At 69.2% G+C, this 9,935-nt stretch carries 11 protein-coding genes and 1 pseudogene; 3 read left to right on the top strand and 9 right to left on the bottom strand.

The window, feature by feature from the left end:
- A pseudogene (locus MVA01S_RS26470) lies at nt 1-224 on the top strand (nucleotidyltransferase family protein); the annotation flags it as partial.
- A 67-nt stretch (nt 225-291) separates the two neighbouring features.
- On the opposite strand, the gene MVA01S_RS26465 reads toward MVA01S_RS26470, so the two are convergent.
- From MVA01S_RS26465 to MVA01S_RS26425, 9 genes are all read right to left on the bottom strand, one after another.
- A complete protein-coding gene (locus tag MVA01S_RS26465; RefSeq protein WP_003929363.1) occupies nt 292-609 on the bottom strand; it encodes a hypothetical protein in 318 nt (105 codons plus the stop codon).
- 237 nt (nt 610-846) lie between these two features.
- Complete coding sequence (locus tag MVA01S_RS26460; RefSeq protein ID WP_003929364.1) at nt 847-2,649, bottom strand: acetyl/propionyl/methylcrotonyl-CoA carboxylase subunit alpha; 1,803 nt, start codon at nt 2,647-2,649, stop codon at nt 847-849.
- A gap of 123 nt (nt 2,650-2,772) precedes the next feature.
- On the bottom strand, nt 2,773-3,894 hold the full coding sequence (locus tag MVA01S_RS26455; protein ID WP_003929365.1) for a GGDEF domain-containing protein: 1,122 nt from the start codon (nt 3,892-3,894) through the stop codon (nt 2,773-2,775).
- A gap of 151 nt (nt 3,895-4,045) precedes the next feature.
- Entirely contained in the window at nt 4,046-5,296 is a 1,251-nt protein-coding gene (locus tag MVA01S_RS26450) for a sensor domain-containing phosphodiesterase (protein WP_003929366.1), read from the bottom strand.
- A gap of 86 nt (nt 5,297-5,382) precedes the next feature.
- Nucleotides 5,383-5,796: a SufE family protein gene (locus MVA01S_RS26445; RefSeq protein WP_003929367.1), complete on the bottom strand. Its 414-nt coding sequence runs from the start codon at nt 5,794-5,796 to the stop codon at nt 5,383-5,385.
- Nucleotides 5,793-6,689 carry a sulfurtransferase gene (locus tag MVA01S_RS26440; RefSeq protein ID WP_003929368.1) on the bottom strand — a complete coding sequence of 299 codons (897 nt, stop codon included), beginning with the start codon at nt 6,687-6,689 and terminating at the stop codon, nt 5,793-5,795. Before MVA01S_RS26440 ends, MVA01S_RS26445 begins: the two co-directional genes overlap by 4 nt.
- A 65-nt stretch (nt 6,690-6,754) precedes the next feature.
- Complete coding sequence (locus tag MVA01S_RS26435) at nt 6,755-7,138, bottom strand: type II toxin-antitoxin system death-on-curing family toxin (RefSeq protein ID WP_003929369.1); 384 nt, start codon at nt 7,136-7,138, stop codon at nt 6,755-6,757.
- Nucleotides 7,135-7,341 (bottom strand): hypothetical protein, encoded by a 207-nt coding sequence (locus MVA01S_RS26430; protein WP_040540468.1) that lies wholly within the window; start codon nt 7,339-7,341, stop codon nt 7,135-7,137. Before MVA01S_RS26430 ends, MVA01S_RS26435 begins: the two co-directional genes overlap by 4 nt.
- Nucleotides 7,342-7,373: 32 nt before the next feature.
- Nucleotides 7,374-8,573: an acyltransferase family protein gene (locus MVA01S_RS26425; RefSeq protein WP_003929371.1), complete on the bottom strand. Its 1,200-nt coding sequence runs from the start codon at nt 8,571-8,573 to the stop codon at nt 7,374-7,376.
- Between the two features lie 333 nt (nt 8,574-8,906).
- Here MVA01S_RS26425 and MVA01S_RS26420 point away from each other — a divergent pair, with 333 nt between their 5' ends.
- Complete coding sequence (locus tag MVA01S_RS26420) at nt 8,907-9,275, top strand: hypothetical protein (RefSeq protein ID WP_040540466.1); 369 nt, start codon at nt 8,907-8,909, stop codon at nt 9,273-9,275.
- A gap of 91 nt (nt 9,276-9,366) precedes the next feature.
- A complete protein-coding gene (locus tag MVA01S_RS26415; RefSeq protein ID WP_003929373.1) occupies nt 9,367-9,720 on the top strand; it encodes a hypothetical protein in 354 nt (117 codons plus the stop codon).
- Nucleotides 9,721-9,935 lie beyond the last annotated feature (215 nt).

Here is a 9,935-nt window from a genome sequence, read left to right as displayed (position 1 = left end):
GGCGGGTGCTGGCCGCGGCGCGCAGGTCGGCGTCCGGGTTGGCCCGCGCACGCTACGGCACGCGGCCGGGGCATCCGGTGGCGATCGCCCGCAGGCATTGGCCCGCGCTGCTGGACACACTGTCCGGGGATGTCGGGGCGGGACCGTTCCTGGCCGGCCGCGACGACGTCGTGGCCGTCGACTGTGCGGACCTGGGCACCGGACACGACATCGACGAAGCGTAATTCCGGGAATCGGGCGCGCTCACGCACCCCGAGAGTGCTTTACCGCGCCGGATTCGCTCGGATCGCTTCAGCCCAGCACGGCGGCCGCGAAGCGGGACACCGCCTCGGCGCCGGTGCGGGCGGCGTCGTCGTGACCCGGCCGGGCGCGGGTGGCGACGACGCCGGTCGCCGGGTTCAGCGTCACCTCGGCCAGCAGTTCGCCGGTGGTCGGCTCGCAGACCGCCCAGGAGTACAGGGTCTCTGAAGCCCATTGCGCGGCAAGGGAATCGATGTAGTCGGGGCGGTGCTCGCCGAGGTCGGCGAGGGCGGGCCGGTCGTCGACGCGGTCGTCGGCACGCAGCGCGCGCAGGTACCACGTGCCGGCGTTGATCTCGACGGGTTCCACCCGGCCAGCTTGCCATGCGGGGTCCGGACATGGCACGGCCCCGCTGCGGTGGCAGCGGGGCCGGTTCCCACCCCTCGGCTCCTTGACCGCCTGGTCATCCAGCAACCCGCGGGCCGAACTGGGGCAAACGATAGTCCCCTCGGGTAGCCGCAGGGTTTCTTTCACCAAAATCCTGCAGACCACGACAAAAACGGGGCGTCATCCGATGATGACGCCCCGTTTTCTCGGTATGTGGATCTACTCGGCGCTCTTGAGCTCCGCGATCACGGTGCCCTGGGTGATCGCCGCACCTGCCTCGACGGACAGCCCGGTCACGACGCCGTCCTTGTGCGCGGTGACGGGGTTCTCCATCTTCATGGCCTCCAGCACCACCACCAGGTCGCCGGCTGCCACGGTCTGGCCTTCCTCGACGGCGACCTTGACCACGGTGCCCTGCATCGGGGCGGTCACGGCGTCACCGGACGCCGCGGCGCCGCCGCCGCCACCACGCTTGCGCGGCTTGGGCTTCTTGCGGATCGCGCCGTGGGCGGGTGCGCCGCCGTTGCTGATCGCGAGGTCACCGGGCAGCGACACCTCGAGGCGCCGGCCGCCGACCTCGACCACGACGGTCTGGCGGGGGATGGTGTCCTCTTCGTCGATGGGGTCGCCACCGGTGAAGGGTTCGACGGTGTTGTCCCACTCGGTCTCGATCCAGCGGGTGTGCACGTCGAACTTGGTGCCGTCGCCGATGAACGCGGGGTCGGCCGTCACGGCGCGGTGGAACGGGATGACGGTCGCGAGGCCCTCGACGTTGAATTCGGCCAGCGCACGCCGGGAACGGGCCAGGGCCTCGTCGCGGGTGGCGCCGGTGACGATCAGCTTGGCCAGCATCGAGTCGAACTGTCCGCCGATGACGGAGCCGGACTCGACGCCGGAGTCCATGCGCACGCCGGGGCCGGTGGGCGGCTCGAACTTGGTGACCGGGCCGGGGGCGGGCAGGAAGCCACGGCCGGCGTCCTCGCCGTTGATGCGGAACTCGAAGGAGTGGCCGCGCGGGGTCGGGTCCTCGGTGATGTCGAGGGCCTCGCCGTTGGCGATCTTGAACTGCTGCAGCACCAGGTCGATGCCGGAGGTCTCCTCGGTGACCGGGTGCTCCACCTGCAGGCGGGTGTTGACCTCGAGGAACGAGATCAGGCCGTCCTGGCCGACCAGGTACTCGACCGTGCCCGCGCCGTAGTAGCCGGCCTCCTTGCAGATGCGCTTGGCCGACTCGTGGATCTCCTTGCGCTGGGCCTCGGTCAGGAACGGCGCCGGGGCCTCCTCGACGAGCTTCTGGAAGCGGCGCTGCAGCGAGCAGTCGCGGGTGCCTGCGACGACGACGTTGCCGTGGGTGTCGGCGATGACCTGGGCCTCGACGTGGCGCGGCTTGTCGAGGTAGCGCTCGACGAAGCACTCGCCGCGGCCGAAGGCGGCGACGGCTTCGCGGGTGGCCGACTCGAACAGCTCGGGGATCTCTTCGAGGGTGCGGGCGACCTTCATGCCACGACCGCCACCGCCGAAGGCGGCCTTGATGGCGACCGGAACGCCGTACTCCTTGGCGAACGCGACGACCTCGTCGGCGTCCTTGACCGGGTCGGGGGTGCCGGGCACCAGCGGCGCCTGGGCGCGCGCGGCGATGTGGCGGGCGGTGACCTTGTCGCCGAGGTCGCGGATGGACTGCGGGCTGGGGCCGATCCAGATCAGGCCGGCGTCGAGGACGGCCTGGGCGAAGTCGGCGTTCTCGGAGAGGAAGCCGTAGCCGGGGTGGATGGCGTTGGCGCCGGACTTGGCGGCGGCGTCGAGCAGTTTCTCGAACACGAGGTAGGACTCGGCGGAAGTCTGGCCGCCGAGGGCGAACGCCTCGTCGGCGAGCCGCACGTGGGGTGCATCGGCGTCAGGCTCGGCGTAGACCGCCACGCTCTGCAGACCGGCGTCTTTTGCTGCACGGATGACCCGGACGGCGATCTCCCCGCGGTTGGCGACTAGCACCTTGGAGATCTTTGAGCTGGCGTGACTGGCCACTGCGCCTCCTGATGGCATGAATCTTTAAGAGCTTTTTAAAGAAGATAACTCGCGAAGTTTATGCGTCCCAATTCGAGTGTCGGCGAGCCGGTCCCTTACCCGCCGGTAACCCTGGGGCGCTGTCTACGGTCGTTGGGGCGCGTCTTCCCGGGGGCTGACCTGTTCGGCCCGCCGCGCGAGAGTGTGGTGGCGCACCCGGTCACCGCCGGCGCGTTTGGCGCTGTACATCGCGACGTCGGCCTGGGCGGTCAGCCACTGTAGGGCGTCGACGATGTTGCCTGCGTTCAGTGAGGCGACCGGGACGCTTGCGGTGCCGACGCTGCCGGTCAGCTCGTAGCGGGTCGAGCTGACCGCTTTGCGGGCCTGCTCACCGAGGGATTCGGCGACCGGAGTGGGGATGACGTCGGCGACCAGGAACTCCTCGCCGCCGACGCGGCCGACGATCGCGGAGCTGGGCAGTTGCGTGCACAGCTGCCTGCCCACCGACACCAGCGCGTCGTCGCCGGTGCTGTGGCCGAGGGTGTCGTTGAGCTGTTTGAAGCGGTCGAGGTCGATCATCGCGAACGTCAGGAAGCTGCCGGTGCGCTGGCCGTCGAGCACGGCGGCGACGACGGCGCGTTCGAACGAGCGGCGGTTGAGCAGGCCGGTCAGCGGGTCCCGGTCGGACTGGATCAGGTCGATGCCGAGCGCGTGCACCATGATCTGGATGGCCAGTGGGACGCCGGCGTTGAGTTCGAGGACGAGGAACAACATCGTCAGCCCGAGCACGGCCTGGCCGTCGGCGGCCATCTGCAGGACGTGGACCGCGGCGACGGCGAGCGCGACCGTGAGGTTGGCGGTGACGAGCCGCGCGGAGTGGAAGAAGGCGAGGTAGCCGCCGGTGACGGCGAGCGCCGCGCACGACATCAGCCCGAGTTCGGGGTCGGCGGCGGTCAGGCTGCCCAGCCCGATGCACACGCAGATGCACACGGCGAACCCGATGGACTGGTTGCGGGTGGGCCAGCGGGTCAGCCACAGCACGGCATACGCCAGTCCGACGGCGCCGGCCACTGCGCTGAGGGCGATGTGCACGGCGTGATTGGTCGGTGCCGGACCCCACAGCGCGTTGGCCGGAACCAGCGCCCCCGACGCGGCGATCACCGCCATCAGGACCTGGGCCGGACGCGCGAAGCTCCGCGCGTGCATGTAGCTGGACAGCCAGTCGTACTGATCCGGCTGGTGCCACCAACGCCTGATCGCCCCCACGAAGCCCCCGCTCAGATCCCAGAAATCTCTGCCACTCGAAGCCCCCGACACGGGCGGTGGAGCGTTAGCTAGAGACTAGCGGTCAGCGTGCCCGTCGATGAACAGAACATTAAATCTGTTTGCGCATCGGACGAGCCGTGTCGCCAGACCCTCATCCGGCGCCGGCGGTGCTGTAAAGCGAGGTTGCCGACGGCAGCCGGTCCAGCAGGCTGCGCGCGGTGTCGGCCACGCGGCGGCGGTCGAACGTGACGGCGAGTTCGAAGCTGCGATCCCGGTTGTCTCCGGTGGTCGGTAGTTCGCGGGCGATCAGGGCGGCGGCGTTGTCCGTGCCGATCGTCACCACGATCCATTCCTGCGTCACCGGGTCGTCCGGGTCCAGACGCACGCCCCGGATGCCGGGTCCGGGATCGTCGGGGATGTCGCGGCCGAACACCGCGACGAGCGGCGACCGGCGGGCGATCCCGGTGTACAAGGCGCGTGTCGCGGCGTTGAAGTTGAGGCGCTGCTGGACCGTCGCCAGCACGATCGGCGGACTGTCGGCGCTCAGTGCGAGCCGCTCGATGTGCCGGGACAGTTCGAGCAGCACGGGTTTCCGCACGACGCGGGACGCGATGCCGCGTGTCGAGGTCTGGAAGACAGAATGCCCCGACGTCGGCGCGGACCAGGCCTGTGAGGTCGGCCGCGGATACGGCAGGGCCGGTTCGGTCAGCGGGGCGGGCCGGCCGAACCGGTATCCCTGGCCCAGCGTCGCGCCGTAGGCCAGCGCCTGCTCGAGGTGGGCGTCGGTCTCGATCCCCTCGGCGATAATCGTTGCGCCCGTGCGTTCGTGATGGGCGATGACCGCGGCGACGGTACGCGCCTGATGCCGGTCGGCCTGATGCTGGATCAGTCCGAGGTCGAGTTTGAGGATGTCGGGCGCGACGATGTCGAGCAGCGCCAGCGAGTCCCGGTGGGCGCCGATGTCGTCGAGGGCGATCGCGAAGCCGAGCTCGCGGAGCTCAGACACCTTGCGCAGCAGAGCCCGCGGGTCGGCCAGCAGTCCGCGCTCGGTGAGCTCGAAGACGAGGTGGAACTTCTCCGCGGCCGCGGCCAGCGCCTCCTCGGAGCGGGGGTCCACGTGGGCGGTCGCGGGCTCGCAGTTGAGCAGCAGCAGCATCCCGTCGGTCGACGGGCCGTGCAGCGCCCCGCGCGCCGCGGCGCAGATGCATTCGCGGTCGAGTAGATCGAGCCGGCCGGTTCGTCCGGCGTGCCCGAAGACGTCCTGGGGTGTCACGCCGTTCATCGAGGGCCAGCGGGCGAGCGCCTCGTAGCCGACGGGCCTCTCGTCGGGCAGGGACACGACAGTCTGGAAGGCAGGGACGAGCCCGGCGCCGGCAACCGCGGCATCGAGTGCGTCCGTCATCAAGAGCCCAACTACGAGTGGATCTTCACCGCCGGCGGGAGTGCTCCCGCGGGGACGATGTTAACGGGGGTTCGCGACGGGGTGGGTCACTTGAGCCGGTTCTTGATCCGGGCGAGCATCGCCGACATGCCGCGCAGTCGCAGCGGGCTGATCAGCTTGGCCAGGCCGAGGTCGGTGTAGAAGTCGTCGGGCACGGCCAGGATGTCGTCGGCGGACTGCCCGTCCAGGCCGGTGGCCAGGATCGCGGCGAACCCGCGGGTGGTCGGCGCCTCGGCCGGTGCGCTGAAGTACAGCCGCACGCGGGCGCGGTCGTCGGCGTCGACGTGCAGGAACAGCGGCGACTGGCACTCGGGCACCGGTTCCATCGCGGCCTCTTCGAGCTCGGCGGGCAGCGGTGGAAGCTCTCCGGCGAATTCCAGCAGCAGGGCCAGCTTGTCCTGTCCCTCAACTTCTTTGAAGTCCGAGACCACCTCGGCCAGCGGGGCCGGCATGTCACTCATGCGGAGCCGGGCGCCTCGCCGGGCTCTTCGCCGACCGCGACGGGCACGCGCACCGCGTTGCCCCACTCGGTCCAGGAGCCGTCGTAGTTGCGCACGCCGGGCAGGCCGAGCAGGTGGGTCAGCACGAACCAGGTGTGGCTGGAGCGTTCACCGATGCGGCAGTACACGACGGTGTGGTCCTCGGGAGAGAGGAACCCGTAGAGCTCGTCGAGCTCGGCGCGGTTGCGGAACTTGCCGTTGTCCAACGCGGCCTTGGCCCACGGGATCGACACCGCGGTCGGGATGTGGCCGCCGCGCAGCGCGCCCTCTTCGGGGTAGTCGGGCATGTGGGTGCGTTCGCCGGTGTACTCCTGCGGGGAGCGCACGTCGATCAGGGGTTGCTTGCCGAGGATGCTCAGCACGTCGTCTTTGAACGCGCGGATCGGTGCGTCGTTGCGTTCCACGACGGGGTAGCCGCTGGTCTGCTTGGTCGGCACGTCGAGGGTGGTGTCGCGGCCGTCGGAGATCCACAGGTTGCGGCCGCCGTCGAGCAGGCGCACATCGGGGTGGCCGAACAGGGTGAACACCCACAGCGCATAGGCGGCCCACCAGTTGCTCTTGTCGCCGTAGATGACCACGGTGTCGTCGCGGGAGATGCCCTTGCGGTCCATCAGCTCGGCGAACTGCTCGCCAGTGATGTAGTCGCGCACGTGCGGGTCGTTGAGGTCGGTGTGCCAGTCGATCTTCACCGCGCCGGGGATGTGGCCGGTGTCGTAGAGCAGCACGTCCTCGTCGGACTCCACGATGGCCAGCCCGGGCCGGCCGAGGTTGCCCGACAGCCAGTCGGCGGTGACGAGCCGTTCCGGGTGGGCGTAGGACTGCAGGGCGGGGCTGGGATCAGCGGGTAGTGGCACGTCCCCGAGCCTACCGGGGAGGTGGAGACTGGTTTTGGTCGATGGCGTGACAGGTTGCACCGGACTCAGTCAGGTCCGGTGTCCCATGCGTGCAGCCGTGCCGCAATCTCGCCCAGATCGGTGATCGTCCCGGCCGCGACATCGATGACGAACGCGAACCGGTCGTCCTCTGGCGCGCGGACGGAATGGCCGTTGATGCCCAGGAACGTCAAGCACGTTGTCCACGCGAGTCGCTTGTTCCCGTCGACGAGCGGGTGGTTGCGCGCCAACGACTGAAACAGGGCTGCAGCCTTGAGATGAAGGTCCGGATAGGCGTCTTCGCCGAGCACTGTCGTCCGTGGCCGTGCCTGTGCCGACTCCAGTAGGCCGTAGTCCCTCACGGCCACATCGGGGCCGACGGCGGCGCGCGCGATTTCCAGCAGGTCCTCGAGGTCGAGGTAGTGGATCACGCGTCCTTCAGTCGTTCCAGGAGCCCGGCTTCTTCACGGATGACACGCTGCAGTTCGCTGGCGACGCGCGTCTTATGCGCGCGCCGGTCGATGTACTCGTCGATCGCCGAAAGTGCGACTGCCTGCATCGACCGACCCTCGGCGGCGGCCTGTCGCCGCAGGGCCTCTGCCTGTTCGCCGTTCGGGCGCAGAGTCATTCCCATGCCGAGATGATACCTGTCTGATACCGCACGGCTCATGGGCTGAAGCTGCCCACATCGGCGGGCGGCGGGCTGTCCAGCGCGTCGGGGCGCATCGCGTAGCTGATGACGCTGAGCGTGATCAGCACCAGGGCGGCGACCGCGGCGATCTTGGTCCGCAGTTCGGCGTGGTAGAGGCCGTGCCGCATGTCCTCGCGGGCCTGCCGCCACCCGTCGCGGCTCGCATAGCGCAGCGGGTTCTCGACGAGATGGTGCAGCGCGACGGCCAGTCCGAGGGTCAGCGTCAGCACGCTGGCGTAGTAGTACGCGTTGGGCTCCATCAGTGCGGCGAGCAGCACGATCACCGGCCAGTGCACCAGATACAGCGAGTACGACAGGTCGCCGACGTAGGTGATGGCCCGGTTGCGCAGGAACCCCTGCAGCGTGGGTTCCTGCCCGACGCCGGCGGCGATGACGAGCGCCGCGCCGGTCACCGGCAGCAGGACCCACGGGGCCGGGAAGCCGGTCGAACCGTCGAGGGCGATCATGCTCACGCCGATCAGCCCGACCCCGGCCCAGGACAGCACTGGGCGCAGCCATTCGGGCAGGCGGGCCAGCGGCCCGACCGCGGTGGCCAGCAGCGCGCCGACGCCGAGTTCCCAAGCGCGCGCGGCGGTGTCGAGGAAGGCCCAGGCCGGGGACGCCGAGGTGGCAAAGAGCGCCCAGGCGAACGACGTGACGACGAGCAGGCCGGTGGCGGCGACGATCCGGGCCAGCCACCGGTCATGGCTCCAGGCGCCACGCACCGCGATAGCGGTGATCCCGACGATCACCAGCGGCCAGAGGACCAGGAACTGCTCCTCGATCGACAGCGGCCAGTAGTGCAGCAGCGGCGACGCAGTGTCGGCCGCGCTCAGCACGTCGGTGCCGGTGACCGCGGAATGCCAGTTGGCGACGAAGAAGAACGCGAACAGCGCGTCGATGCCGATGTCGCGGGCCGCCGGTGGCGGCAGCACGAAGACGGCGGCGACGACGGTCGCGGCGAGGACGAGCGTCGCGCTGGGTGCGATGCGGCGCAACCGGTCCCAGTAGTACCGGCGCAGCGACGGGGTGCCCTCGTCGGCCGCGGCCCGCAACAGACCCTCGGTGACGAAGAATCCGGTGATCACGAAGAACACGTCGATGCCGACGAAGCCGCCGCTGGGCACCCCCCACAGGTGGTGGGCGAAGACCGCGAGGACCGCGACTGCGCGCAACCCCTGGATGTCCAGGCGAAGATTTGCTCGTTGTGCACGTCGGCGTCGACGACTTTCCGATTCGCGCCATTGATCGAGCCTTGTAACCACGAATTGCCCCCCCGGCATCCCGACATGCGGTTCGTGTCAGTTCTTCGCTATCTTCCACGCTCGTCGGATATTGGCAACACAACGTGTGCGACGTCACGTCTGCCGGTCCCGGCGGCGAGACTGGTGCGCGTGGGCCGAAGCTGCGTGATCGCTGGGTGAGTCCTGCTGGTGTGCTTGGGATTCCGGCTGCCGAGCGCCGGCGGACTTACTCTGAGCAGGCCATACGACAGCAAGGGGCCGGCAATGAACAGAGCACTAGTGGCGGCGGTGAGCATGTGCGCGGCTGCGGCCGGCGCGGTCGCGACTGCGGGCCCGGCATCGGCACACGCAGACGATGCGCTGATCCAGTACAAGGAACCGGACGCGCCGTGGGTGATGCCCGACGTGAAGGACAAGGTGCTGTTCCAGGCCGAGCACGAGGTCGAGGGCGTCGTGGACAACAAGGCGTTGACCTTCAAGACGGTGGCTCCCAACCATGAGGCGGTCTACAACCTTGAGGACTGGGTGGTCTGTGGTGAGTCGCCGTCGGCGGGCAGCGAGCTGTCGAAGGAGAAGACGAAGTCGGTGACGCTTCTGGTCGAGCGACCCGGCGGGGAGGCCTGCGGGGCGTAGGGGAGGACGTGGCGATTCGCCCAGGCGCCCGCCTGGGCGAATCGCCATGGAAGCCATTGGCGGGATACCGCGCTGCCTCTAAGCTTTTCGCATGGAACTCAAGGGGAATTGGCGCAGCATCGCGGTCGCGGCGGCGACCGTGGGAGTGTTCGCCGCAGGCGGGGGGGTCGTCGCGCCGGTCGCGGCGGCGCAGGATGCGGAGACCTGGACGATGCCGGGGGTGCGTGAGGAGATCCTGCAGAGCGCAGTCGACAGTGTGATCGCGGCTGCGGGGGAGAAGAACGTCAGGTTCAACGTCTACGACCGGCAGTTCAACCAGGTCGTCTACAACTACACGAACTGGGTGGTGTGCGGGCAGTCGCCGTCGGCCGACAGCACCGTGCAGGTCGGCGAGAAGCCGCGGACGGTGACGTTCGCGTTGGCGCGGCCCGCGAACGGCTGCTGACGCACGCTTTTGTAAGTGAATCGTGACCTTGGGCTGTGAAGTGCCTGTGTGCCTTTGATTAAGGTGATAGGGACTCGAAACCAAGGGATCTGATGTTGCTGAAGAAGATTTTCGTGCCCGTAGTCACCGCGGGTCTGGCGTTCGGTATGACGATGGGGGTCGCGGCGCCGGCCGGCGCGGCGAACGAGGCGCCCGCGCCCACGCCGCAGCGGGCC

It is taken from the genome of Mycolicibacterium vaccae NBRC 14118 = CIP 105934 (assembly GCF_001552715.1).
Taxonomy (GTDB): domain Bacteria; phylum Actinomycetota; class Actinomycetes; order Mycobacteriales; family Mycobacteriaceae; genus Mycobacterium; species Mycobacterium vaccae.
This window is presented reverse-complemented; position numbering and strand designations above follow the sequence as displayed.